Source organism: Halomonas sp. THAF12, from assembly GCF_009363675.1.
In the GTDB taxonomy this organism is placed as follows: domain Bacteria; phylum Pseudomonadota; class Gammaproteobacteria; order Pseudomonadales; family Halomonadaceae; genus Halomonas; species Halomonas smyrnensis.
In genome coordinates this window covers 2,794,617-2,820,982 of record NZ_CP045399.1, presented here as the reverse complement: position 1 = coordinate 2,820,982, position 26,366 = coordinate 2,794,617, and the positions used below count along the sequence as shown (strand labels likewise).

13 protein-coding genes, 4 tRNA genes and 6 rRNA genes are annotated in these 26,366 nt (G+C 61.9%); 19 read left to right on the top strand and 4 right to left on the bottom strand.

Features of this window, described 5'->3' with window-relative positions:
- Window positions 1-59: 59 nt before the first annotated feature.
- On the bottom strand, window positions 60-383 hold the full coding sequence (gene trxA, locus FIU88_RS13070; RefSeq protein ID WP_152479525.1) for a thioredoxin: 324 nt from the start codon (window positions 381-383) through the stop codon (window positions 60-62).
- Window positions 384-623: 240 nt separating this feature from the next.
- Between trxA and cysB the strand changes: the two genes are divergently transcribed.
- Window positions 624-1,595: an HTH-type transcriptional regulator CysB gene (gene cysB / locus FIU88_RS13065; RefSeq protein ID WP_152479524.1), complete on the top strand. Its 972-nt coding sequence runs from the start codon at window positions 624-626 to the stop codon at window positions 1,593-1,595.
- A gap of 174 nt (window positions 1,596-1,769) precedes the next feature.
- Here cysB and FIU88_RS13060 read toward each other — a convergent pair whose 3' ends face one another.
- The gene (locus FIU88_RS13060) at window positions 1,770-2,390 is read right to left on the bottom strand and encodes a phosphoadenosine phosphosulfate reductase family protein (RefSeq protein WP_152479523.1); all 621 of its coding nucleotides are present in this window, start codon (window positions 2,388-2,390) and stop codon (window positions 1,770-1,772) included.
- Window positions 2,391-2,560: 170 nt separating this feature from the next.
- Window positions 2,561-3,931 carry an aminodeoxychorismate synthase component I gene (pabB, locus tag FIU88_RS13055; protein WP_152479522.1) on the bottom strand — a complete coding sequence of 457 codons (1,371 nt, stop codon included), beginning with the start codon at window positions 3,929-3,931 and terminating at the stop codon, window positions 2,561-2,563.
- A 225-nt stretch (window positions 3,932-4,156) separates the two neighbouring features.
- On the opposite strand from pabB, the gene FIU88_RS13050 reads away from it, so the two are divergent.
- The 10 genes from FIU88_RS13050 (at window position 4,157) to rrf (FIU88_RS13005) (ending at window position 16,667) form a co-directional block, all read left to right on the top strand.
- Window positions 4,157-4,900 carry a GntR family transcriptional regulator gene (locus FIU88_RS13050; RefSeq protein ID WP_016853819.1) on the top strand — a complete coding sequence of 248 codons (744 nt, stop codon included), beginning with the start codon at window positions 4,157-4,159 and terminating at the stop codon, window positions 4,898-4,900.
- Window positions 4,897-5,787 (top strand): methylisocitrate lyase, encoded by an 891-nt coding sequence (gene prpB, locus FIU88_RS13045; RefSeq protein ID WP_016853820.1) that lies wholly within the window; start codon window positions 4,897-4,899, stop codon window positions 5,785-5,787. The genes FIU88_RS13050 and prpB overlap by 4 nt, the downstream gene beginning before the upstream one ends.
- Window positions 5,788-5,853: 66 nt before the next feature.
- Window positions 5,854-6,981 carry a 2-methylcitrate synthase gene (prpC, locus tag FIU88_RS13040; RefSeq protein ID WP_152479521.1) on the top strand — a complete coding sequence of 376 codons (1,128 nt, stop codon included), beginning with the start codon at window positions 5,854-5,856 and terminating at the stop codon, window positions 6,979-6,981.
- 188 nt (window positions 6,982-7,169) lie between these two features.
- On the top strand, window positions 7,170-9,809 hold the full coding sequence (gene acnD / locus FIU88_RS13035; RefSeq protein WP_152479520.1) for a Fe/S-dependent 2-methylisocitrate dehydratase AcnD: 2,640 nt from the start codon (window positions 7,170-7,172) through the stop codon (window positions 9,807-9,809).
- The gene (gene prpF / locus FIU88_RS13030; protein ID WP_152479519.1) at window positions 9,806-10,975 is read left to right on the top strand and encodes a 2-methylaconitate cis-trans isomerase PrpF; all 1,170 of its coding nucleotides are present in this window, start codon (window positions 9,806-9,808) and stop codon (window positions 10,973-10,975) included. The genes acnD and prpF overlap by 4 nt, the downstream gene beginning before the upstream one ends.
- A 598-nt stretch (window positions 10,976-11,573) precedes the next feature.
- Window positions 11,574-13,111, top strand: a 16S ribosomal RNA gene (locus FIU88_RS13025).
- Between the two features lie 72 nt (window positions 13,112-13,183).
- Window positions 13,184-13,260: transfer RNA gene (locus FIU88_RS13020), tRNA-Ile, on the top strand.
- A gap of 14 nt (window positions 13,261-13,274) precedes the next feature.
- Window positions 13,275-13,350, top strand: a tRNA-Ala gene (locus tag FIU88_RS13015).
- Between the two features lie 226 nt (window positions 13,351-13,576).
- Window positions 13,577-16,463 (top strand): 23S ribosomal RNA (locus FIU88_RS13010).
- Window positions 16,464-16,552: 89 nt separating this feature from the next.
- Window positions 16,553-16,667 (top strand): 5S ribosomal RNA (gene rrf / locus FIU88_RS13005).
- A gap of 186 nt (window positions 16,668-16,853) precedes the next feature.
- On the opposite strand, the gene FIU88_RS13000 is transcribed toward rrf (FIU88_RS13005), so the two are convergent.
- The gene (locus FIU88_RS13000; protein WP_152479518.1) at window positions 16,854-17,093 is read right to left on the bottom strand and encodes a hypothetical protein; all 240 of its coding nucleotides are present in this window, start codon (window positions 17,091-17,093) and stop codon (window positions 16,854-16,856) included.
- A 526-nt stretch (window positions 17,094-17,619) separates the two neighbouring features.
- On the opposite strand from FIU88_RS13000, the gene FIU88_RS12995 reads away from it, so the two are divergent.
- From FIU88_RS12995 to rlmM, 8 genes are all read left to right on the top strand, one after another.
- A 16S ribosomal RNA gene (locus FIU88_RS12995) occupies window positions 17,620-19,157 on the top strand.
- A gap of 72 nt (window positions 19,158-19,229) precedes the next feature.
- Window positions 19,230-19,306: transfer RNA gene (locus tag FIU88_RS12990), tRNA-Ile, on the top strand.
- Between the two features lie 14 nt (window positions 19,307-19,320).
- Window positions 19,321-19,396, top strand: a tRNA-Ala gene (locus FIU88_RS12985).
- A gap of 226 nt (window positions 19,397-19,622) precedes the next feature.
- Window positions 19,623-22,509: ribosomal RNA gene (locus tag FIU88_RS12980) — 23S ribosomal RNA — on the top strand.
- An 88-nt stretch (window positions 22,510-22,597) separates the two neighbouring features.
- Window positions 22,598-22,712: ribosomal RNA gene (rrf, locus tag FIU88_RS12975) — 5S ribosomal RNA — on the top strand.
- Together the 16S, 23S and 5S rRNA genes with 4 tRNA genes alongside form the textbook arrangement of a ribosomal RNA operon.
- A gap of 368 nt (window positions 22,713-23,080) precedes the next feature.
- Window positions 23,081-24,661 carry a BCCT family transporter gene (locus FIU88_RS12970; RefSeq protein WP_152479517.1) on the top strand — a complete coding sequence of 527 codons (1,581 nt, stop codon included), beginning with the start codon at window positions 23,081-23,083 and terminating at the stop codon, window positions 24,659-24,661.
- 137 nt (window positions 24,662-24,798) lie between these two features.
- Entirely contained in the window at window positions 24,799-25,251 is a 453-nt protein-coding gene (locus tag FIU88_RS12965) for a DUF2721 domain-containing protein (RefSeq protein ID WP_016853948.1), read from the top strand.
- A gap of 47 nt (window positions 25,252-25,298) precedes the next feature.
- Entirely contained in the window at window positions 25,299-26,366 is a 1,068-nt protein-coding gene (rlmM, locus tag FIU88_RS12960; protein ID WP_152479516.1) for a 23S rRNA (cytidine(2498)-2'-O)-methyltransferase RlmM, read from the top strand.

The window sequence follows — 26,366 nt, the reverse complement described above, 5'->3', positions numbered from 1 at the left end:
GACGACGACGCCCCGGCCGGAGCCGGGGCGTCGTGGAGACCGCAGCCTGGGTCGATCGATCAGGCGTTCTGGTCGATGAACTGGGTCAGCTGGGACTTGGACTGGGCGCCGACCAGAGAGGCGACCTTGGCGCCTGACTTGAACAGCATCACGGTGGGCACGCCGCGAACGCCCTGTTCGGCGGCGATTTCCGGGGCGTCATCCACGTTGATGCTGACGATCTTGAGGCTGCCGTCGCGTTCCTCGGCGACCTCGTCGACCACCGGTGCCATGACCTTGCAGGGGCCGCACCAGGGGGCCCAGAACTTCAGCAGCACCGGGGTGTCGGTGTTGAGCACTTCCTGCTCGAAGTTGGCATTGGTGACATCGACGTTGTTGGCCATGGGGATTCTCCAATTACTGCATTGCGCATCATGCGCGGATGGTCTGGGCATGCTCTCGGGCATGCTGGGTGGCTCGATGTTAGCGGTCGGTTAGGATGCTGGCAAATCCCGCGTTTCAGCGTGGTGCCTCGTCCCCGGGCGTGTGTCGGTCGGTCTGCTATGCTATAAAGTAATTATGGATGATATTCTTATTTCACAATGGTCTTTACGCGGCCGGGCGAACCAGGGGGAGAGGCAGGCATGAAGCTTCAGCAGCTGAGATATATCTGGGAAGTCTCGCGTCACAATCTCAACGTCTCGGCCACCGCCCAGAGTCTCTATACCTCGCAGCCGGGCATTTCCAAGCAGATCCGCCTGCTCGAGGACGAGCTGGGCGTGGAGATCTTCGCCCGCAGCGGCAAGCATCTGACCCGGGTCACCCCGGCGGGGCAGGCGATCATCGACCTGGCCGGCCAGGTACTGCGCCTCACCGAGAATATCAAGCACGTCGCCCAGGAGCATAGCGACGAGCGGCGCGGCAGCCTGTCCATCTCCACCACCCATACCCAGGCGCGCTATGCGCTGCCGCCGGTGATCCGCGATTTCACCCGCAAGTATCCCGACGTCGCCCTGCACATGCAGCAGGGCACGCCCAAGCAGATCGCCCAGATGGTCAGCGAAGGGCAGGCCGATTTCGCCATCTGCACCGAGTCGCTGGAGCTGTTCAACGACCTGGTGCTGCTGCCCTGCTATCGCTGGAACCGCTGCCTGCTGGTGCCCCGCGATCATCCGCTGGCGGCGCTGGAGTCGCTGACCCTGGAAGCGCTGGCCGAGTACCCGCTGGTGACCTACGTGTTCGGCTTCACCGGCCGCTCGCAGCTCGACGATGCCTTCCGCGCCGAGGGGCTGACGCCCAATGTGGTACTGACCGCCGCCGACGCCGACGTGATCAAGACCTATGTGCGACTGGGCATGGGCGTGGGCATCGTCGCCCACATGGCGGTGGATCCGGAGCTCGATGGCGATCTGGTGGCGCTGGATGCCAGTCACCTGTTCGAGAGCTCCACCACCAAGATCGCCATCCGCCGCGGCACCTTCATGCGCAGCTTCATGTACGACTTCCTGCAGGGCTTCGCCGGTCATCTGGATCGCGAGCTGGTCGATGCCGCCCTGGCCGCCGGGCCGCGTCACGAGCAGGCGCTGTTCGACGACATCGAGCTGCCGGTGCGCTGAGGGCAGGCTTCCTCGCCGCTTGAGCTCGAGGGTCGAGCCGCGCGTCGGCTGTTCGGCGGAGGCGCGGAGGCCGGCCCTTCACCAGGGCCACGCACCGGTCGGGGGCGTTCGGTCCAATAAAGCGCCGGCGCCCGTCCAGATGGACGGGCGCCGGCGTTGGCGTTCACGGTCGGCTCAGTGCTGCAGGTGCAGGCCGCACTCGCGCTTCTCTTCCACCTTGGTGGGGTCGAAGTAGTCGAACTCGTTGGGCAGGCCGTGGGCTTCCAGGTACTGGTACATGTCGCGGGCGCTCCAGTGCAGCAGCGGGGCGATCTTCAGCAGGCCGTCGGCGTTGCGGCTGACCGGGTCCATCTTGGCGCGCTCCGGGGTGTCCTCGGCGCGCAGCGCGGTGAACCAGACGTCCGGGGCCATCTCGCTCAGGGCACGATGGAACGGCTCGAGCTTGACCTCTTCGGTGAAGGCCTCGTGGCGCGGGTCGTCGATGCCCGGCATGGGGCCCTCGACGGCCTCGCGGTGCGCCCGGGTGCGACGCGGGATGTAGCTGACCAGGTTGAGGCCGAGCTGCTTCACCACCGCATCGGCGAAGCGGTAGGTGGCCTCGGTGTTGTAGCCGTGGTCCATCCATACCACCGGGATGTCCGGGCGCACCCGGCTGACCATGTGCAGGATCACCGCCTCGAAGGGGCGGAAGTTGGTGGTGACGATCGGTCGGGCCCCCTGTTCCAGGGCCCAGCGGATCAGGGCCTCGGGGTCCTGGCCCAGGTCGCGATTGATGGCGTCGAGTTGCGGCTCCATGAGCGCCTCCCAGAATGATGGTGTTCTCGTTGACGCTACCCTAGCAGAGCCGCCATGAGCGGCCCCAATACCGTTTGCTTGGGTGTTTATTCCGCTAAGAATTAAAGGCGGATTTCTTTATTCCATGACGGCTTGTTCCGGCGGGGTGGGCGAGGGCTTCTCGGGAGGCGTCAGTCGGGGTCGCTCAGCGCCGCCATCAGATGGCGGATCTTGTCCAGGGTCTCGGTATATTCCGCCTCGCCCTCGGAGTCCGCCACAAGGCCGCCGCCGCCCCACAGGTGCAGCCGGCCGCGGTCGGCCACGGCGGTGCGGATGGCGATGGAGGTGTCCATGTGGCCGCGCACGTCGACGTAGCCGAGGCTGCCGCAGTAGGCGCTGCGCGCCGAGGGTTCCAGCTCGTCGATGATCTGCATGGCGCGCACCTTGGGGGCCCCGGTGATCGAACCGCCGGGGAAGGCGGCGGCCAGCAGCGCCAGGGGCGAGTGCTGCTCGGCCAGCTCGCCGGTCACCACGCTGACCAGGTGATGGACGTTGGCGTAGCTTTCCAGCCCGCACAGCTGGGGCACTCGCACCGTGCCGGGGCGGCACACCCGCCCCAGATCGTTGCGCAGCAGGTCGACGATCATCACGTTCTCGGCGCGATCCTTGACGCTCGCCGTGAGCTCCTCCGCCAGCCCGCGGTCCTCTTCCTGCGTGGCGCCCCGCGGCCGGGTGCCCTTGATCGGGCGCGTTTCCACCCGGCCCTCGGCGCAGTGCAAGAAGCGCTCCGGCGACATCGACAGGATCGCCCGCTGGCCCCATTCGAAAAAGCCGGAGAAGGGCGTTGGCGTGGCCTGGCGCAGGCGGCGATAGGCCGTCCACAGGTCGCCCTCGTAGGGCGCGCTGAAGCGCTGGGCGAGATTGATCTGGTAGCAGTCCCCGGCGCGGATGTAGCGCTGCACGGCGTCGAAGCGGGCCAGGTAGTCGTCGCGGCTCATCTCCGCCGCGAACTCGCCGGTCAGCCGGAACCCGCCGTCGTGGGCCTGGGGAGCGTCTCGAGCGTCGGCCGCCGCGTCCAGCCAGCTCAGCACCTCGGTGCGGCGTTCCGGCGTGGCGACCAGCCAGGCCTCCCGGCGGTCGTGATCCTGGATCAGCGCCCAGTCATAGAGGCCGACCCGGGCCGCCGGCAGCTCGGCCGCGGGGCGGGCACTGCCGGGAATCGGCTCCAGGCAGCGGCCGAGGTCGTAGCTCCAGTAGCCGATCAGTCCGCCGAGGAAGGGCAGTTCGCTGGCGGGCACGTCGCGCGGCAGCCGCTCGAGCAGGGCTCGCTGGGCGTCGAAGGGCGCCAGGTCCTTGGGCGCATCATCGCCGTGGCAGCGGCCCTCGGCGTCGACCTCCAGCACGCTCAGGGGGTCGCAGGAGAGAATGTCGTAGCGGCCACCCGGGGCGGCGGGGCGGCCGCTGTCGAGCAGCACGGCGCCGGGACGATGGCGCAGGGCGGCGAAGGCGGCCAGGGGAGCGTCCCGATAGGGATGGGGGGTGATCTCGAGTGGTGATGTCATCGATGCGGTTTCCCTCGTCAGGCGGCACATTCTAGGCGCCACGAGGGGCTTTGTCCCGTCGCCGCGTGGTCGCTCGACGACGGGGTGTCCCTGCCGGCGTCGTTGGACGGGGCGACGCGCCGGGTTGTTTACAACCAAAGGGGGATAGGTGCGATCATGGTGCGTATTGACCCCTGAGACGGCACTGGCTAGAGTGCCTACATCCCTTGATTGTCGACAATTAACATGACCAACGCCCAGACACCATCGGTTCAGACGCCCGAGGTCCGCACCCTGGCGGAGCGCGTCTTCCAGCAGCTGCAGGACGCCATCGTCCGCGGCGAGCTGGCGCCGGGCAGCAAGATCACCGAACCCGGCCTGTCGAGTACCTACGGCATTTCCCGTGGGCCCTTGCGCGAGGCGATGCGTCGCCTCGAGGCGCACCGGCTGATCGAACGGGTGCCGCACGTGGGGGCCCGGGTGGTGAAGCTCTCGATTCAGGAGCTGCTCGAGCTGTTCGACGTGCGCGAGGCGCTGGAAAGCATGGCGGCGCGGATCGCCGCCGAGCACATGACGCCCGAGGAGATCGCCGGGCTGCGCGAGGTGCTGGCGCTTCACGAGCGGCAGAGCGACCTGAGCCGCGGCGAGGCCTACTATCAGCGAGAGGGCGACCTGGACTTCCACTACCGCATCGTCCAGGGCAGCCACAACAGGATGCTGATGGGCATGCTGTGCGATGACCTCTACTACCTGGTGCGGCTGTATCGCACCCAGTTCAGCGCCAGCGGCTCGCGTCCCCAGCGGGCCTTCGTCGAGCACCACCGCATCGTCGATGCCATCGAGGCCGGCGACGCCGAGCTCGCCGAGCTGCTGATGCGGCGCCACGTCAGCGCCTCGCGGGAGAACGTCGTCGAGCGCTACGCCGCCGTCCTCGAACAGGAACAGGAGGCCGCTGACCAGGCCTCCGCCACCGACCGGAGAAACCCATGACCCAAGCGACGCCCGGCGCCCGTTTCCGCGCCGCCCTCGAGGCCAGTCGGCCGCTGCCGATCGTCGGCACCATCAATGCCTACACCGCGATGATGGCAGAACGCGTCGGCCATCAGGCGATCTACCTGTCCGGCGGCGGGGTGGCCAACGCCTCCTTCGGCCTGCCGGACCTCGGCATGACCACCATGAATGACGTGGTCGAGGACGCCCACCGCATCTGCGGCGCCACCGACCTGCCGCTGCTGGTGGACATCGACACCGGCTGGGGCGGCGCCTTCAACATCGCCCGCACGGTGAAGGAGATGCAGCGTGCCGGCGTCGCCGCCGTGCATCTGGAGGACCAGGTGGCCCAGAAGCGCTGCGGTCATCGACCCAACAAGGCCATCGTCTCCCAGCAGGAGATGGTCGACCGCATCAAGGCCGCCGCCGATGCGCGCCTCGATCCCGACTTCTACCTGATCGCCCGCACCGATGCCTTCCAGAAGGAAGGGCTCGAGGCCGCCATCGAGCGTGCCAACGCCTGCATCGAGGCGGGCGCCGATGCCATCTTCGCCGAGGCCGTGCATACGCTGGACGACTACCGCGCCTTCTGCGAGCGCCTCGACGCGCCGATACTGGCCAACATCACCGAGTTCGGCGCCACCCCGCTGTTCACCCAGCAGGAACTCGCCGAGGTCGGCTGCCGCATGGTGCTCTATCCGCTGTCGGCCTTCCGCGCCATGAACGCCGCGGCGCTCAGGGTCTATCAGAGCATTCACGATCAGGGCCACCAGCGCGACGTGGTGGACCAGATGCAGACCCGCGAGGAGCTCTACGACTTCCTCAATTACCACGACTTCGAGCGCAAGCTCGATGCGCTCTTTGCCGACAAGGGCGAGGACGCATAAGCGCGTCCCGAACCGTCTTCCAACAACAACACCACGCCAAGCTCACGCAGCAAGAGGAGAGACACCATGGCAGACAAACCGATCGGCGGCGCCGGCCTGCGCGGTCAGAGCGCCGGCTCCACCGCCCTGTGCACCGTCGGCAAGAGCGGTGCCGGCCTGACCTACCGTGGCTTCGACATCAGCGAGCTCGCCGACAAGGCGCGCTTCGAGGAAGTGGCCTACCTGCTGCTCAAGGGCAAGCTGCCCAACCGGGAAGAGCTCGATGCCTACATCGCCAAGCTCCAGGGCCTGCGCGGCCTGCCGCCGGCGCTGAAGACCGTGCTCGAGCAGATTCCGGCCGATGCCCACCCCATGGACGTGATGCGCACCGGCGCCTCGATGCTCGGCAACCTCGAGACCGAAGAGAGCTTCGATCAGCAGCAGGACGTCGCCGACCGCCTGCTGGCGGCGCTGCCTTCGATCATCTGCTACTGGTATCGCTTCAGCCACGATGGCGTGCGTATCGAGACCGAGACCGACGACGCGTCCGTGGGCGGGCACTTCCTGCACCTGCTGCGCGGCGAGCCGGCCTCCGAGCTGCACGCCCGGGTGATGAACGTCTCGCTGATCCTCTACGCCGAGCACGAGTTCAACGCCTCGACCTTCACCGCGCGGGTCTGTGCCTCGACCCTCTCCGACATGCATTCCTGCGTGACCGGGGCCATCGGCTCGCTGCGCGGCCCGCTGCACGGCGGCGCCAACGAGGCCGCCATGGCGATGATCGAGCACTGGCAGTCGCCGGAGGAGGCCGAGCGCGAGATCCTCGGCATGCTCTCCCGCCGCGACAAGATCATGGGCTTCGGCCATGCGATCTATCGCGAGTCCGATCCGCGCAACGCCATCATCAAGAAGTGGTCGAAGCGGCTGGCCGAAGATGTGGGCGACAGCGTGCTCTATCCGGTCTCCGAGCGCGTCGAGGCGGTGATGTGGCGCGAGAAGAAGCTGTTCTGCAACGCCGACTTCTTCCACGCCAGCGCCTATCACTTCATGGGCATTCCCACCAAGCTGTTCACCCCGATCTTCGTCTGCTCGCGGGTCACCGGCTGGTGCGCCCACGTCTTCGAGCAGCGCGAGAACAATCGCATCATCCGCCCGAGCGCCGACTACACCGGGCCGGAGCATAGCGAGTGGGTGCCGATCGAGGAGCGAGACTGACGCTTCAGTTCGATGCCCGGCATGAGCATCGCCGGGGACAAGTCTGCGCGAGGGCGCTGTGAACCCATCCCTGGGCGCTACCGACGCCATTCATGGCGTAGGACCCTCGCTTCGCCTTGTCCCCGGCTTCACTGCTGCTTCCGGCGCGTTCTTTCCTGTCCACGACCCGATCCGAGGGTGGCCACGCCATGAATACCGATTACCGCAAGCCCCTGCCCGGCACCGGGCTGGACTACTTCGATACCCGCGAGGCGGTCGAGGCGATTCGCCCCGGCGCCTACGACACCCTGACCTACACCGCCCGAGTGCTGGCCGAGCAGCTGGTGCGCCGCTGCGAGCCGGGCCTGCGCGACGCCGCCCTCGAGCAGATCATCGACGGCAAGCGCGATCTGGACTTCCCCTGGTACCCGGCCCGGGTGGTCTGTCACGACATCCTCGGCCAGACGGCGCTGGTCGATCTGGCCGGACTGCGCGACGCCATCGCCGAGCGCGGCGGCGACCCGGCCAAGGTCAATCCGGTGGTGCCGACCCAGCTGATCGTCGACCACTCCCTGGCCGTGGAGCATGCCGGCTTCGAGCAGGACGCCTTCGAGCAGAACCGGGCGGTGGAGGATCGCCGCAACGAGGATCGCTTCGACTTCATCGACTGGACGCGCACCGCCTTCGAGAATGTCGACGTCATTCCCGCCGGCAACGGCATCATGCACCAGATCAACCTGGAGAAGATGTCGCCGGTGGTGCAGGCGCGCCCCGATGAGAATGGAAAGCGCATCGCCTTCCCGGATACCTGCGTCGGCACCGACAGCCACACCCCGCATATCGACTGCCTGGGGGTGATCGCCATCGGTGTCGGCGGCCTCGAGGCCGAGACCGTGATGCTGGGCCGCCCCTCGATGATGCGCCTGCCCGACATCGTCGGCGTGCGGCTGACCGGCAAGCGCAAGCCCGGCATCACCGCCACCGATATCGTGCTGTCGATCACCGAGTTCCTGCGCAACGAACGGGTGGTGGGGGCCTATCTGGAGTTCTTCGGCGAGGGGGCGGCGAGCCTGACCATCGGCGACCGTGCCACCATCTCCAACATGACGCCGGAGTACGGCGCCTCCGCGGCGATGTTCTACATCGACGACCAGACTCTCGACTACCTCAAGATCACCGGGCGCGAGCCCGAGCAGGTCGAGCTGGTCGAGACCTACGCCAAGCAGGCCGGCCTGTGGGCGGACGACCTGGCCGGCGCCGAGTACGAGCGGGTGCTGGAATTCGACCTGTCGACCGTGGAGCGCAACCTGGCCGGCCCCTCCAACCCGCATCGCCGCCTGCCGACCAGCGCGCTGCACGACCGTGGCGTCGCGGTCGATTACGCGAAGGCGCAGCAGGAAGAGCGCGAGGGACTGATGCCCGATGGCGCGGTGATCATCGCCGCCATCACCAGCTGCACCAATACCTCCAATCCGCGCAACGTGGTGGCCGCCGGCCTGCTGGCGAAGAAGGCCAACGCGCTGGGCCTCGTGCGCAAGCCCTGGGTGAAGTCGTCCTTCGCGCCGGGGTCCAAGGTCGCACGCCTCTACCTGGAAGAGGCCGGCCTGCTGCCGGAGCTCGAGAGGCTCGGCTTCGGCATCGTCGCCTACGCCTGCACCACCTGTAACGGCATGTCCGGTGCCCTGGACCCGAAGATCCAGCAGGAGATCATCGACCGCGATCTCTATTCCACCGCCGTGCTGTCCGGCAACCGCAACTTCGACGGGCGCATTCATCCCTATGCCAAGCAGGCCTTCCTGGCCTCGCCGCCGCTGGTGGTGGCCTACGCCATCGCCGGCACGGTGCGCTTCGATATCGAGCAGGATGCCCTGGGCTTCGATCCCGACGGCCAGCCGATCACCCTCAAGGACCTGTGGCCCTCGGACGAGGAGATCGACGCCATCGTCGGCGAGTACGTCAAGCCCGAGCAGTTCCGGGAGGTCTATATCCCGATGTTCGATCTCGATGCGGTGGAGGCCGCCGAGAGCCCGCTCTACGACTGGCGCCCGCAGAGCACCTATATCCGCCGGCCGCCCTACTGGGAAGGCACCATGGCCGCCGAGCGCGGGCTCAAGGGCATGCGGCCGTTGGCGATCCTGCCGGACAACATCACCACCGACCATCTGTCGCCGTCCAACGCCATCATGGCCGACAGCGCCGCCGGCGAGTATCTGGCGAAGATGGGCCTGCCGGAAGAGGACTTCAATTCCTACGCCACCCACCGCGGTGACCATCTCACCGCCCAGCGCGCGACGCTGGCCAATCCCAAGCTGTTCAACGAGATGGTGCGCGACGACGCGGGTGAGGTGATCCAGGGCTCGCTGGCGCGGATCGAGCCGGAAGGGAAGGTCACCCGCATGTGGGAGGCCATCGAGGCCTACATGGCGCGTCGTCAGCCGCTGATCATCATCGCCGGCGCCGACTATGGCCAGGGGTCGTCGCGGGACTGGGCGGCCAAGGGCGTGGCGCTCGCCGGCGTGGAGGCGATCGTCGCCGAGGGCTTCGAGCGCATCCACCGCACCAATCTCATCGGCATGGGCGTGATGCCGCTGCAGTTCGAGCCCGGCACGACCCGTCATACGCTGGCGCTCGACGGCACCGAGACCTACGACGTGGAGGGCGACCCCGCCCCGGGCGCGATGCTGACGCTGGTGATCCACCGCAAGAGTGGGGGCATGGAGCGGGTGCCGGTGATCTGCCGTCTGGATACCGCCGAGGAGGTCTCCATCTACAAGGCGGGCGGCGTGCTGCAGCGCTTCGCCGAGGACTTCCTAGAAGGGGAAGAGAGCGAGGAGGCGACCCACGCATGACCCAGATTCGCATTCCCGCCACCTATTTGCGTGGCGGCACCAGCAAGGGCGTGTTCTTCCGCCTGGACGACCTGCCCGAGGCCGCTCGTGCGCCCGGGGCGGCCCGCGATGCGCTGCTGCTGCGGGTGATCGGCAGCCCCGATCCCTATGGCAAGCAGATCGACGGCATGGGCGGGGCGACCTCCAGTACCAGCAAGACGGTGATCCTGTCGAAGAGCGAGCGCCCGGATCACGACGTCGACTATCTGTTCGGCCAGGTGTCCATCGACGCTCCCTTCGTCGACTGGAGCGGCAACTGCGGCAATCTCTCGTCGGCCGTGGGGCCCTTCGCCATCGCCAGCGGCCTGGTCGACCCCGAGCGCCTGCCGCGGGACGGCATCGCCGAGGTGCGCATCTGGCAGGCCAACATCGGCAAGACCATCGTCGGCCACGTGCCGATGCGGGACGGCGAGGTCCTGGAGACCGGCGACTTCGAACTCGATGGGGTCACCTTCCCGGCCGCCGAGGTGGCGGTGGATTTCATGGATCCCGCGGACGGGGAGGGCGCCATGTTCCCTACCGGCAACGTGGTCGATGAGCTCGAGGTGCCGGGCATCGGCACCCTGCAGGCGACCCTGGTCGACGCCGGCATTCCGACCGTCTTCGTCGAGGCGGCGGCCATCGGCTATGCCGGCACCGAACTGCAGGAGGCGATCAACAATGACCCCGAGGCGCTCGCGCGCCTCGAGGCGATTCGCACCCAGGGCGCGCTGCGTATGGGGTTGATCGCCCGGTCCGAGGAAGCGACTCAGCGTCAGCACACGCCCAAGGTGGCCTTCGTGGCGCCGCCGGCCGACTATCTCGCCTCCAGCGGCAAGACCGTCGCCGCCGAGGATATCGACCTGCTGGTGCGGGCGATGTCCATGGGCAAGCTGCATCACGCCATGATGGGCACCGCCGCGGTGGCCATCGCCAGCGCGGCCGCCGTGCCGGGCACCCTGGTCAGCAAGGCCGCCGGCGGCGGCGAGCGTACCTCGGTGTGCTTCGGTCACCCCTCCGGCACGCTGCGGGTGGGGGCAGAGGCCCGCAAGGCCGCCAGCGGCTGGACGGCGCTCAAGGCCACCATGAGTCGAAGCGCGCGGGTGCTGATGGAAGGCTTCGTTCGGGTGCCTGAAGACAGCTTCTAGGGCGGCGGGGCAGGGCGATGCCGAAACGGCATGGGCATCGTCTTGGTCCGCACGGTCGGCCGGACTATATTTGTAGAGAGGGCTTGCGTGACCCCGGGAGAATCCGTAAAGTACGCATCCGCTGCCGGCGACGGGCAACGTTGCAGGCGGTGATGAGTGGCAGAAGCGCTTGTTTTTCTTGAGGTTTTTCGGCGGTTGTCGGAGACGCTCGATTGACAGGGTCAGCGGAATCGGTAAAATGCCCGCCACTCGCTACGGTAGCCCGCTGAGGGCTCGATCGAACGCCGCTTCAGTCGCTGAAGCCGCACGCTCGGTCATCCGCTTCGCTCTCTCGAGAGTTTGAAGATCACCGGTTGACACGACGCGCCGATCACGTAGAATACGCCTTCCTTGCGAGGCACTGGCCAAGTGGCCGGGAACGCAAGATGCTCTTCTCCTTATTGAGTCGAGCTGCTCTTTAACAATCGATCAGATAATTCATGTGGGCGCTTGTCGGGATGTCGGTGACCAGTCACTAGATATCAAGACAAGCGACTCGTCAAAGAGACGTTTGAATCTTGAACCAGGTTTGGTTCCACCTTAGGAACTATCAGACTTTTAACTGAAGAGTTTGATCATGGCTCAGATTGAACGCTGGCGGCAGGCCTAACACATGCAAGTCGAGCGGAAACGATCCTAGCTTGCTAGGAGGCGTCGAGCGGCGGACGGGTGAGTAATGCATAGGAATCTGCCCGGTAGTGGGGGATAACTTGAGGAAACTCAAGCTAATACCGCATACGCCCCAAGGGGGAAAGCAGGGGATCTTCGGACCTTGCGCTATCGGATGAGCCTATGTCGGATTAGCTAGTTGGTGAGGTAATGGCTCACCAAGGCCGCGATCCGTAGCTGGTCTGAGAGGATGATCAGCCACATCGGGACTGAGACACGGCCCGAACTCCTACGGGAGGCAGCAGTGGGGAATATTGGACAATGGGCGAAAGCCTGATCCAGCCATGCCGCGTGTGTGAAGAAGGCCTTCGGGTTGTAAAGCACTTTCAGCGAGGAAGAACGCTTGTGGGTTAATACCCCGCAAGAAGGACATCACTCGCAGAAGAAGCACCGGCTAACTCCGTGCCAGCAGCCGCGGTAATACGGAGGGTGCAAGCGTTAATCGGAATTACTGGGCGTAAAGCGCGCGTAGGCGGCTTGATAAGCCGGTTGTGAAAGCCCCGGGCTCAACCTGGGAACGGCATCCGGAACTGTCAGGCTAGAGTGCAGGAGAGGAAGGTAGAATTCCCGGTGTAGCGGTGAAATGCGTAGAGATCGGGAGGAATACCAGTGGCGAAGGCGGCCTTCTGGACTGACACTGACGCTGAGGTGCGAAAGCGTGGGTAGCAAACAGGATTAGATACCCTGGTAGTCCACGCCGTAAACGATGTCGACTAGCCGTTGGGGTCCTCGAGACCTTTGTGGCGCAGTTAACGCGATAAGTCGACCGCCTGGGGAGTACGGCCGCAAGGTTAAAACTCAAATGAATTGACGGGGGCCCGCACAAGCGGTGGAGCATGTGGTTTAATTCGATGCAACGCGAAGAACCTTACCTACTCTTGACATCGAGCGAACTTTCCAGAGATGGATTGGTGCCTTCGGGAACGCTCAGACAGGTGCTGCATGGCCGTCGTCAGCTCGTGTTGTGAAATGTTGGGTTAAGTCCCGTAACGAGCGCAACCCTTGTCCCTATTTGCCAGCGATTCGGTCGGGAACTCTAGGGAGACTGCCGGTGACAAACCGGAGGAAGGTGGGGACGACGTCAGGTCATCATGGCCCTTACGAGTAGGGCTACACACGTGCTACAATGGCCGGTACAATGGGCTGCAATCCCGCGAGGGGGAGCTAATCTCATAAAGCCGGTCTCAGTCCGGATCGGAGTCTGCAACTCGACTCCGTGAAGTCGGAATCGCTAGTAATCGTGCATCAGAATGGCACGGTGAATACGTTCCCGGGCCTTGTACACACCGCCCGTCACACCATGGGAGTGGACTGCACCAGAAGTGGTTAGCCTAACTTCGGAGGGCGATCACCACGGTGTGGTTCATGACTGGGGTGAAGTCGTAACAAGGTAGCCGTAGGGGAACCTGCGGCTGGATCACCTCCTTAATCGACGACGTCACCGCCACCCGGCAAGTGTCCACAATGAATTATCTGATCGGCCAGAGCAAAAGACTGTTTGGGTCTGTAGCTCAGTTGGTTAGAGCGCACCCCTGATAAGGGTGAGGTCGGCAGTTCAAGTCTGCCCAGACCCACCAAATACCTTGTCAGAGGGGCCTTAGCTCAGCTGGGAGAGCGCCTGCCTTGCACGCAGGAGGTCAGCGGTTCGATCCCGCTAGGCTCCACCACTCTCCACAGGGTCCTGCAGTCGGTTTTATGTGAATCCACAGTCACAAGCGATCATTCCCCAAGGGGATGACACGTTTGTGACTGTCGATTGACAGTCGCTCTTTAACAATGTGAATCATGCTGACAAAGTCCCTCTCCTACCCGGGAGAGGGCATGAGATACGTCTCAAGCGTATCCGGCAATTGTCGTGGTTGTCATCGCGGATCAGACCCCTTGGGGTTATATGGTCAAGCGATGAAGCGCACACGGTGGATGCCTTGGCAGTCAGAGGCGATGAAAGACGTGGAAGCCTGCGATAAGGTTCGGCGAGGTGGCAAACAACCTGCGACCCGGACATCTCTGAATGGGGAAACCCACCTATCGTCAGATAGGTATCGTGCACTGAATACATAGGTGTACGAGGCGAACCGGGGGAACTGAAACATCTAAGTACCCCGAGGAAAAGAAATCAACCGAGATTCCCCCAGTAGCGGCGAGCGAACGGGGACCAGCCCTTAAGCGGGTGAAAGGTTAGGCGAATGAGTTGGGAAACTCAGCGATACAGGGTGATAGCCCCGTAGTCGAAAGCCTGATCCCGTGAAATCGAGTAGGTCGGGGCACGTGAAACCCTGATTGAAGATGGGGGGACCATCCTCCAAGGCTAAATACTCCTGACTGACCGATAGTGAACCAGTACCGTGAGGGAAAGGCGAAAAGAACCCCGGAGAGGGGAGTGAAATAGACCCTGAAACCGTGTGCGTACAAGCAGTGGGAGCGGGCTCGTCCCGTGACCGCGTACCTTTTGTATAATGGGTCAGCGACTTATATTCAGTGGCGAGCTTAACCGTATAGGGGAGGCGTAGGGAAACCGAGTCTTAACTGGGCGACCAGTCGCTGGATATAGACCCGAAACCGGGCGATCTATCCATGAGCAGGTTGAAGGTTGAGTAACATCAACTGGAGGACCGAACCAGGATCTGTTGAAAAAGATTTGGATGACTTGTGGATCGGAGTGAAAGGCTAATCAAGCCCGGAGATAGCTGGTTCTCCTCGAAAGCTATTTAGGTAGCGCCTCACGTATCACCGCCGGGGGTAGAGCACTGTTTCGGCTAGGGGGTCATCCCGACTTACCAACCCGAGGCAAACTCCGAATACCGGTGAGTGCAGCGTGGGAGACACACAGCGGGTGCTAACGTCCGTTGTGAAAAGGGAAACAACCCAGACCGTCAGCTAAGGTCCCCAAATCCTGGTTAAGTGGGAAACGATGTGGGAAGGCTTAGACAGCTAGGAGGTTGGCTTAGAAGCAGCCATCCTTTAAAGAAAGCGTAATAGCTCACTAGTCGAGTCGGCCTGCGCGGAAGATGTAACGGGGCTCAAACCAGGTACCGAAGCTACGGGTTCATCGAATGATGAGCGGTAGAGGAGCGTCGTGTACGCCGACGAAGGTGTGTTGAGAAGCATGCTGGAGGTATCACGAGTGCGAATGCTGACATGAGTAACGATAAGGGGAGTGAAAAACTCCCCCGCCGGAAGACCAAGGGTTTCTGTTCGACGCTAATCGGAGCAGAGTGAGTCGGCCCCTAAGGCGAGGCCGAAAGGCGTAGTCGATGGGAAACGGGTCAATATTCCCGTACTTCACTGTATTGCGATGGGGGGACGGAGAAGGCTAGGTGAGCCAGGCGTTGGTTGTCCTGGTGAAAGTCAGTAGGCTGGGGAATTAGGCAAATCCGGTTCCCTAAGGCCGAGAGACGAGACGAACAGACTACGGTCTGGAAGTCATCGATGCCACGCTCCCAGGAAAAGCCTCTAAGCTTCAGATACAGTGGAACCGTACCCCAAACCGACACAGGTGGTCAGGTAGAGAATACCAAGGCGCTTGAGAGAACTCGGGTGAAGGAACTAGGCAAAATGGTGCCGTAACTTCGGGAGAAGGCACGCCGGTATTAGGTGAAGCCCCTTGCGGGTGGAGCTGACGCCGGTCGAAGATACCAGGTGGCTGCAACTGTTTATTAAAAACACAGTACTCTGCAAACGCGTAAGCGGACGTATAGGGTATGACGCCTGCCCGGTGCCGGAAGGTTAATTGATGGTGTTAGCTCACGCGAAGCTCCTGATCGAAGCCCCGGTAAACGGCGGCCGTAACTATAACGGTCCTAAGGTAGCGAAATTCCTTGTCGGGTAAGTTCCGACCTGCACGAATGGCGTAATGATGGCCACGCTGTCTCCACCCGAGACTCAGTGAAATTGAAATCGCAGTGAAGATGCTGTGTACCCGCGGCTAGACGGAAAGACCCCGTGAACCTTTACTACAGCTTCACACTGGACGCTGATGTTGCTTGTGTAGGATAGCTGGGAGGCTTGGAAACTCGGTCGCCAGATCGAGTGGAGCCAACCTTGAAATACCAGCCTGGCATCATTGGCGTTCTAACTCCGGTCCGTTATCCGGATCGAGGACCGTGTGTGGTGGGTAGTTTGACTGGGGCGGTCTCCTCCCAAAGCGTAACGGAGGAGCACGAAGGTACCCTCAGCACGGTTGGAAATCGTGCAATGAGTGCAAGAGCATAAGGGTGCTTAACTGCGAGACAGACACGTCGAGCAGGTACGAAAGTAGGTTCTAGTGATCCGGTGGTTCTGTATGGAAGGGCCATCGCTCAACGGATAAAAGGTACTCCGGGGATAACAGGCTGATACCGCCCAAGAGTTCACATCGACGGCGGTGTTTGGCACCTCGATGTCGGCTCATCACATCCTGGGGCTGAAGTCGGTCCCAAGGGTATGGCTGTTCGCCATTTAAAGTGGTACGCGAGCTGGGTTTAGAACGTCGTGAGACAGTTCGGTCCCTATCTGCCGTGGGCGTTGGAGATTTGAGAAGCGCTGCTCCTAGTACGAGAGGACCGGAGTGGACGTACCTCTGGTGTTCCGGTTGTCACGCCAGTGGCATCGCCGGGTAGCTATGTACGGACGGGATAACCGCTGAAAGCATCTAAGCGGGAAGCCCCCTTCAAGATGAGATCTCCCCGAGGCCTCGAGCCTCCTGAAGGGCCCAGCAAGACCAGCTGGTTGATAGGTCGGATGTGGAAGCGCTGCAAGGCGTTGAGCTAACCGATACTAATGGCCCGTGAGGCTTGACCATATAACACCCAAGTGGTCTGTGACTGACAACAGACGACGGCGGATACGCGAGAGACGATCTCGTCAGCATGATTCGCATTGCCTTTTTCGCCTGACGACCATAGCGTGCGGGAACCACCTGATCCCTTGCCGAACTCAGCAGTGAAACCGCTCAGCGCCGATGGTAGTGTGGGAGTTCCCATGCGAGAGTAGGTCATCGTCAGGCACTTATTCCGGAAAAGCCCCGGCCTCGTTGAGGTCGGGGCTTTTCTTATGTATCGAGAAAAACCCGAGCCCGAAAGGCTCGGGGTTTTTTCATGTCTGGCCAATCGCGCAGGGCGCCGGCCGAGCCAGGATTGAACCCCGAAAAACAAAACGCCCCGTCCTCTTCGAGAGGGCGGGGCGTTGGTCGTCATGTGTCATCGCAGGATCCGGCTGATGCCAGGTCGACGCTTTCGTTGGTGTTGGTGTTGGTGTTGGTGTTGGTGTTGGTGTTGGTGAACCTGGACCCGAAATCAGGGGGCGCTTGGTCATTCCGTGAATTCGGATCGATCGGGCCTGAGTCCGGGAAAAGCGATATCGCCCGAACCTCGTGAAACCCCGCCATCATGGGGCTCGCGCCGAGCGCGCGCCCTGGTGCAACACGGCGCATGAAAAAAGTCCTTGCACCATCCCGGGGAAGTCCGTAAAGTACGCATCCGCTGCCGGCGACGGGCAACGTTGCAGGCGGTGATGAGTGGCAAAAGCGCTTGTTTTTCTTGAGGTTTTTCGGCGGTTGTCGGAAACGCTCGATTGACAGGGTCAGCGAAATCGGTAAAATGCCCGCCACTCACTACGATAGCCCGCTGAGGGCTCGATCGGACGCCGCTTCAGTCGTTGAAGTCGCACGCTCGGTCATCCGCTTCGCTCTCTCGAGAGCTTGAAGATCACCGGTTGACACGACGCGCCGATCACGTAGAATACGCCTTCCTTGCGAGGCACTGGCCAAGTGGCCGGGAACGCAAGATGCTCTTCTCCTTATTGAGTCGAGCGGCTCTTTAACAATCGATCAGATAATTCATGTGGGCGCTTGTCGGGATGTCGGTGACCAGTCACTAGATATCAAGACAAGCGACTCGTCAAAGAGACGTTTGAATCTTGAACCAGGTTTGGTTCCACCTTAGGAACTATCAGACTTTTAACTGAAGAGTTTGATCATGGCTCAGATTGAACGCTGGCGGCAGGCCTAACACATGCAAGTCGAGCGGAAACGATCCTAGCTTGCTAGGAGGCGTCGAGCGGCGGACGGGTGAGTAATGCATAGGAATCTGCCCGGTAGTGGGGGATAACTTGAGGAAACTCAAGCTAATACCGCATACGCCCCAAGGGGGAAAGCAGGGGATCTTCGGACCTTGCGCTATCGGATGAGCCTATGTCGGATTAGCTAGTTGGTGAGGTAATGGCTCACCAAGGCCGCGATCCGTAGCTGGTCTGAGAGGATGATCAGCCACATCGGGACTGAGACACGGCCCGAACTCCTACGGGAGGCAGCAGTGGGGAATATTGGACAATGGGCGAAAGCCTGATCCAGCCATGCCGCGTGTGTGAAGAAGGCCTTCGGGTTGTAAAGCACTTTCAGCGAGGAAGAACGCTTGTGGGTTAATACCCCGCAAGAAGGACATCACTCGCAGAAGAAGCACCGGCTAACTCCGTGCCAGCAGCCGCGGTAATACGGAGGGTGCAAGCGTTAATCGGAATTACTGGGCGTAAAGCGCGCGTAGGCGGCTTGATAAGCCGGTTGTGAAAGCCCCGGGCTCAACCTGGGAACGGCATCCGGAACTGTCAGGCTAGAGTGCAGGAGAGGAAGGTAGAATTCCCGGTGTAGCGGTGAAATGCGTAGAGATCGGGAGGAATACCAGTGGCGAAGGCGGCCTTCTGGACTGACACTGACGCTGAGGTGCGAAAGCGTGGGTAGCAAACAGGATTAGATACCCTGGTAGTCCACGCCGTAAACGATGTCGACTAGCCGTTGGGGTCCTCGAGACCTTTGTGGCGCAGTTAACGCGATAAGTCGACCGCCTGGGGAGTACGGCCGCAAGGTTAAAACTCAAATGAATTGACGGGGGCCCGCACAAGCGGTGGAGCATGTGGTTTAATTCGATGCAACGCGAAGAACCTTACCTACTCTTGACATCGAGCGAACTTTCCAGAGATGGATTGGTGCCTTCGGGAACGCTCAGACAGGTGCTGCATGGCCGTCGTCAGCTCGTGTTGTGAAATGTTGGGTTAAGTCCCGTAACGAGCGCAACCCTTGTCCCTATTTGCCAGCGATTCGGTCGGGAACTCTAGGGAGACTGCCGGTGACAAACCGGAGGAAGGTGGGGACGACGTCAGGTCATCATGGCCCTTACGAGTAGGGCTACACACGTGCTACAATGGCCGGTACAATGGGCTGCAATCCCGCGAGGGGGAGCTAATCTCATAAAGCCGGTCTCAGTCCGGATCGGAGTCTGCAACTCGACTCCGTGAAGTCGGAATCGCTAGTAATCGTGCATCAGAATGGCACGGTGAATACGTTCCCGGGCCTTGTACACACCGCCCGTCACACCATGGGAGTGGACTGCACCAGAAGTGGTTAGCCTAACTTCGGAGGGCGATCACCACGGTGTGGTTCATGACTGGGGTGAAGTCGTAACAAGGTAGCCGTAGGGGAACCTGCGGCTGGATCACCTCCTTAATCGACGACGTCACCGTCACCCGGCAAGTGTCCACAATGAATTATCTGATCGGCCAGAGCAAAAGACTGTTTGGGTCTGTAGCTCAGTTGGTTAGAGCGCACCCCTGATAAGGGTGAGGTCGGCAGTTCAAGTCTGCCCAGACCCACCAAATACCTTGTCAGAGGGGCCTTAGCTCAGCTGGGAGAGCGCCTGCCTTGCACGCAGGAGGTCAGCGGTTCGATCCCGCTAGGCTCCACCACTCTCCACAGGGTCCTACAGTCGGTTTTATGTGAATCCACAGTCACAAGCGATCATTACCCAGGGTGATGACACGTTTGTGACTGTCGATTGACAGTCGCTCTTTAACAATGTGAATCATGCTGACAAAGTCCCTCTCCTACCCGGGAGAGGGCATGAGATACGTCTCAAGCGTATCCGGCAATTGTCGTGGTTGTCATCGCGGATCAGACCCCTTGGGGTTATATGGTCAAGCGATGAAGCGCACACGGTGGATGCCTTGGCAGTCAGAGGCGATGAAAGACGTGGAAGCCTGCGATAAGGTTCGGCGAGGTGGCAAACAACCTGCGACCCGGACATCTCTGAATGGGGAAACCCACCTATCGTCAGATAGGTATCGTGCACTGAATACATAGGTGTACGAGGCGAACCGGGGGAACTGAAACATCTAAGTACCCCGAGGAAAAGAAATCAACCGAGATTCCCCCAGTAGCGGCGAGCGAACGGGGACCAGCCCTTAAGCGGGTGAAAGGTTAGGCGAATGAGTTGGGAAACTCAGCGATACAGGGTGATAGCCCCGTAGTCGAAAGCCTGATCCCGTGAAATCGAGTAGGTCGGGGCACGTGAAACCCTGATTGAAGATGGGGGGACCATCCTCCAAGGCTAAATACTCCTGACTGACCGATAGTGAACCAGTACCGTGAGGGAAAGGCGAAAAGAACCCCGGAGAGGGGAGTGAAATAGACCCTGAAACCGTGTGCGTACAAGCAGTGGGAGCGGGCTCGTCCCGTGACCGCGTACCTTTTGTATAATGGGTCAGCGACTTATATTCAGTGGCGAGCTTAACCGTATAGGGGAGGCGTAGGGAAACCGAGTCTTAACTGGGCGACCAGTCGCTGGATATAGACCCGAAACCGGGCGATCTATCCATGAGCAGGTTGAAGGTTGAGTAACATCAACTGGAGGACCGAACCAGGATCTGTTGAAAAAGATTTGGATGACTTGTGGATCGGAGTGAAAGGCTAATCAAGCCCGGAGATAGCTGGTTCTCCTCGAAAGCTATTTAGGTAGCGCCTCACGTATCACCGCCGGGGGTAGAGCACTGTTTCGGCTAGGGGGTCATCCCGACTTACCAACCCGAGGCAAACTCCGAATACCGGTGAGTGCAGCGTGGGAGACACACAGCGGGTGCTAACGTCCGTTGTGAAAAGGGAAACAACCCAGACCGTCAGCTAAGGTCCCCAAATCCTGGTTAAGTGGGAAACGATGTGGGAAGGCTTAGACAGCTAGGAGGTTGGCTTAGAAGCAGCCATCCTTTAAAGAAAGCGTAATAGCTCACTAGTCGAGTCGGCCTGCGCGGAAGATGTAACGGGGCTCAAACCAGGTACCGAAGCTACGGGTTCATCGAATGATGAGCGGTAGAGGAGCGTCGTGTACGCCGACGAAGGTGTGTTGAGAAGCATGCTGGAGGTATCACGAGTGCGAATGCTGACATGAGTAACGATAAGGGGAGTGAAAAACTCCCCCGCCGGAAGACCAAGGGTTTCTGTTCGACGCTAATCGGAGCAGAGTGAGTCGGCCCCTAAGGCGAGGCCGAAAGGCGTAGTCGATGGGAAACGGGTCAATATTCCCGTACTTCACTGTATTGCGATGGGGGGACGGAGAAGGCTAGGTGAGCCAGGCGTTGGTTGTCCTGGTGAAAGTCAGTAGGCTGGGGAATTAGGCAAATCCGGTTCCCTAAGGCCGAGAGACGAGACGAACAGACTACGGTCTGGAAGTCATCGATGCCACGCTCCCAGGAAAAGCCTCTAAGCTTCAGATACAGTGGAACCGTACCCCAAACCGACACAGGTGGTCAGGTAGAGAATACCAAGGCGCTTGAGAGAACTCGGGTGAAGGAACTAGGCAAAATGGTGCCGTAACTTCGGGAGAAGGCACGCCGGTATTAGGTGAAGCCCCTTGCGGGTGGAGCTGACGCCGGTCGAAGATACCAGGTGGCTGCAACTGTTTATTAAAAACACAGTACTCTGCAAACGCGTAAGCGGACGTATAGGGTATGACGCCTGCCCGGTGCCGGAAGGTTAATTGATGGTGTTAGCTCACGCGAAGCTCCTGATCGAAGCCCCGGTAAACGGCGGCCGTAACTATAACGGTCCTAAGGTAGCGAAATTCCTTGTCGGGTAAGTTCCGACCTGCACGAATGGCGTAATGATGGCCACGCTGTCTCCACCCGAGACTCAGTGAAATTGAAATCGCAGTGAAGATGCTGTGTACCCGCGGCTAGACGGAAAGACCCCGTGAACCTTTACTACAGCTTCACACTGGACGCTGATGTTGCTTGTGTAGGATAGCTGGGAGGCTTGGAAACTCGGTCGCCAGATCGAGTGGAGCCAACCTTGAAATACCAGCCTGGCATCATTGGCGTTCTAACTCCGGTCCGTTATCCGGATCGAGGACCGTGTGTGGTGGGTAGTTTGACTGGGGCGGTCTCCTCCCAAAGCGTAACGGAGGAGCACGAAGGTACCCTCAGCACGGTTGGAAATCGTGCAATGAGTGCAAGAGCATAAGGGTGCTTAACTGCGAGACAGACACGTCGAGCAGGTACGAAAGTAGGTTCTAGTGATCCGGTGGTTCTGTATGGAAGGGCCATCGCTCAACGGATAAAAGGTACTCCGGGGATAACAGGCTGATACCGCCCAAGAGTTCACATCGACGGCGGTGTTTGGCACCTCGATGTCGGCTCATCACATCCTGGGGCTGAAGTCGGTCCCAAGGGTATGGCTGTTCGCCATTTAAAGTGGTACGCGAGCTGGGTTTAGAACGTCGTGAGACAGTTCGGTCCCTATCTGCCGTGGGCGTTGGAGATTTGAGAAGCGCTGCTCCTAGTACGAGAGGACCGGAGTGGACGTACCTCTGGTGTTCCGGTTGTCACGCCAGTGGCATCGCCGGGTAGCTATGTACGGACGGGATAACCGCTGAAAGCATCTAAGCGGGAAGCCCCCTTCAAGATGAGATCTCCCCGAGGCCTCGAGCCTCCTGAAGGGCCCAGCAAGACCAGCTGGTTGATAGGTCGGATGTGGAAGCGCTGCAAGGCGTTGAGCTAACCGATACTAATGGCCCGTGAGGCTTGACCATATAACACCCAAGTGGTCTGTGACTGATAACAGACGACACGGATACGCGAGAGACGATCTCGTCAGCATGATTCGCATTGCCTTTTTCGCCTGACGACCATAGCGTGCGGGAACCACCTGATCCCTTGCCGAACTCAGCAGTGAAACCGCTCAGCGCCGATGGTAGTGTGGGAGTTCCCATGCGAGAGTAGGTCATCGTCAGGCACTTATTCCGAGAAAACCCCGAGCCCGAAAGGCTCGGGGTTTTTCTCATTACCCCCCGTTCCCTTCGGTGAGCGCTTCCCACCATTTCGCCGCTCTGCCATGCGCATGTTGGCGCCGAGGTATTGCCTCGTTTCCAGAAAGGGCGTCGACGTCTCGATGCATCTCGATATGACATCAACGCCTTCGCAGGCGGCGATCCCGTTATCCACAGCCCTCCGGTCCAGACGGGGCCAACGTTTCCACAAGCCCTTTTTCGATGCATGTCCTTCACTGTGAAGACGTCCATCGGGCTTTCGGCACACTGCCGACACATCCTGTTTCGACACACCATAGAGGAGAGAGCGGCCCACTTCGGCCGACAGCATTGCATGAGTGAATCTCAAGCCTACGCGACGAGTTCCACGCCTTCTGCCGCCAAGCAGCGGCTGGGAGATCCGGTCGTGCTCGGCGTCAGCATCGGCTTCATCCTGGGCTTCATCGCCCTCTCGCTGTATGACGTCAACATGGTGGCCGATAGCATTGCCGCCGGCTTCGCCTGGACCGCCAGCACCTTGGGCAGCTATTTCCAGTGGCTGCTGCTGCTGACCTTCCTGGTGGCGATGGGGCTGGTGGTCTCACCGGCGGCCAGCGCCAAGGTCGGTAACCTGGACGCACCCGAGATGAGCACCTTCAAGTGGCTGTCGATCATCATGTGCACGCTGCTGGCCGGGGGAGGGGTGTTCTTCGCCGCCGGCGAGCCGGTCTATCATTTCGTGGTCACGCCGCCGGCCTTCGACACCGAAGCCGGCACCGCCGAGGCGATCGCCGGTGCCCTGGCGCAGTCCTTCATGCACTGGGGCTTTCTGGCCTGGGCGGTGCTGGGTTCGCTGACCGCCGTGGTCCTGGCTCATGCCCACTACGTACGCGGCCTGCCCCTGCAGCCACGCACCCTGCTGACCCCGGTGCTCGGCGAGCGCGTCATGCACGGCTCGTTCGGCGGCGTGGTGGATGGCCTGTGCGTGATCGCCGTGGTGGCGGGCACCGTGGGGCCGATCGGCTTCCTGGCGACTCAGGTGAGCTATGGCCTGCACGAGCTGTTCGGACTGCCGGAAGGCTATGGCACCCAGCTGGTGATCCTGATCGGCCTGGGGGTGGTCTACGTGAGCTCGGCCATGACGGGCGTCCATCGCGGCATTCAGTGGCTGAGCCGATTCAACGTGATCCTGGCGCTGGTCATCGCGGCGGTCATCTTCCTGTTCGGCCCGACCCAGTTCCTGGTCAATGCCTTCACCCAGGGCTTCGGCGAGTATCTGAACTCGTTCTTCCCCATGGCCACCATGACGTCCCAGACCGCGCCGGCCTGGTGGATGCAGTGGTGGACGGTGTTCTTCTTCGCCTGGTTCATCGGCTACGGTCCGCTGATGGCGATCTTCGTGGCGCGTATCTCGCGCGGCCGCACCATCCGGCAGATGATCCTGGCCGTGGCCGTGATGGCCCCCATCGCCACCACGATCTGGTTCACCCTGCTGGGCGGCTCGGGCATTCACTACCAGCTGACCGGAGTCATTGATCTGACGTCGGCGCTCAACGACTTCCAGTTCGACGTCGCCACCCTGACCGTGGCCCAGGCGTTGCCGGGCGGTCCGCTGATGGCGTTGGCGATCCTGGTGCTGACGACCATCTTCGTGGCCACCACCGGCGATTCCATGAGCTATGCGATCTCGGTGGTCGGCGCCGGTCATGACGCGCCGAACGTGTTGGTGCGGGCCTTCTGGGGCATCGCCATGGCGCTGATGGCGGCTATCCTGCTGTACATGGGCGCCGGCCAGATCAGCGCGTTGCAGCAGTTCATCGTCATTACCGCGATTCCGGTCTCGCTGGTGCTGCTGCCTTCGCTGTGGACGGGCCCGCGGGCCGCCATGGCCATGGCCCGGGAGCAGGGCATCGTCGCCGAGCCGCGGCGCAGCTGACACCCGTCGCGCTGCTGCCGCCCGATCCACCGGCCCCCGAATGATGCATTCGGGGGCCGGTGCGCTTTCAGGGGTCGGCCGGGCGCCCTGACTGACGTATAATGCGACTAAAGTCTAATAATGATGGAGCCTGTTCCTTGACGCTGACCACACCGGCCCTGCTGTTCCCGGCCATTTCCCTGCTGCTGCTGGCTTATACCAATCGCTTCCTGACCCTGGCCCAGCTGATCCGCAAGCTGGCCGAGGAGAATCGAGATACCCATCACGAGGTGGCGGCCCGGCAGATCATGCTGCTGCGCAAGCGGATCACCCTGACCAAGCGCATGCAGATGGCGGGGGTATCGAGCTTCCTGCTGTGCACGCTGTCGATGTTCGCGCTGTTCCTGTCGCTCAAGCTGCTGGGCATGGTGCTGTTCGGCATCAGCCTGATCAGCCTCTCGGTCTCGCTGTTCTTCTCCCTGTGGGAGGTGAAGATCTCGACCAATGCCTTGAACGTCCAGCTCCAGGATCTGGAAATGCTGAACCGGCATCGCGCCTCCGGCACGGCCGACAAGGGGGGGGATGCCGACGAGACGCCGCGCGACTTGTGAGCCCGGTGTGGGCCCGGCTAGACTGTCCGGCCTTCACAGGAGGCACCATGATCCCCCAGCAGTTGCTGTTCTATTGCCGCGCCGGCTTCGAGTCCGATCTGGCCGCCGAGATTGCCACCAAGGCGGCCGCCCTCGGCTGGCAGGGCTACCCCGTGGCCCAGCCGCAATCCGGTCATGTCAGTTTCGTGCTGACCGATGAGCGTCCCGCCAATGCCCTGCATCGCGACCTGCCGCTCGCGTCGCTGGTCTTTGCCCGACAGAGCCTGGTGGCGCTGGAGCCGCTGACGGGGCTTTCCCGGGAGGATCGCCTCTCGCCGATCATCGAGCAGGTGGTGGCCAGCGGCTGGAACTTCGAGTCGCTGTGGCAGGAAACGCCGGACACCAACGATGCCAAGGCGCTGGCCGGCCTGATCAAGGCACTCCAGCGCCCGCTCGAGTCGATCCTCAAGAAGCGTGGCGCCCTGCGTCGCAAGGCGGGCGGCCGACGCCTGCATCTGCTGTGGACCGAGGGCGACCGGGTGCAGCTGGGCATGAGCTTTCCCGGCAATCGCAGCGAGCAGCCCGGCGGCATTCGCCGACTGCGCTTTCCTCATGATGCGCCCAGCCGTTCGACCCTCAAGCTCGAGGAGGCCTGGCACGAGTTCGTGCCGCGGGATCAGTGGGAGACGCGCCTGGCCGAGGGCATGCAGGCGGCGGACCTGGGGGCGGCGCCGGGTGGCTGGACCTGGCAGCTGGTGCAGCGTGGCATGCAGGTCTATGCCATCGACAACGGGCCCATGGACCGCGGGCTGATGGCGACCGGGCTGGTGGAGCACCTGCGCGAGGACGGCTTCGTGTGGGCGCCGCCGATGCGGCTGGACTGGCTGGTGTGCGACATCGTCGACAAGCCGGCCCGGGTGATCGACATGGTCGAGCGCTGGCTGGTGAAGCGCTGGTGTCGCGAGGCGGTGTTCAACCTGAAGCTGCCCATGAAGCGGCGCTGGGAGGCGGTGTCGGAGGGGCTGGCGCGGCTCGACCACTCCCTGGCGGAGGCGGGGGTGCGTGCCGAGATCGGCTGCCGTCACCTCTACCACGACCGTGAAGAGGTGACGGTCCACGTCAGGCTGCTGAACTGA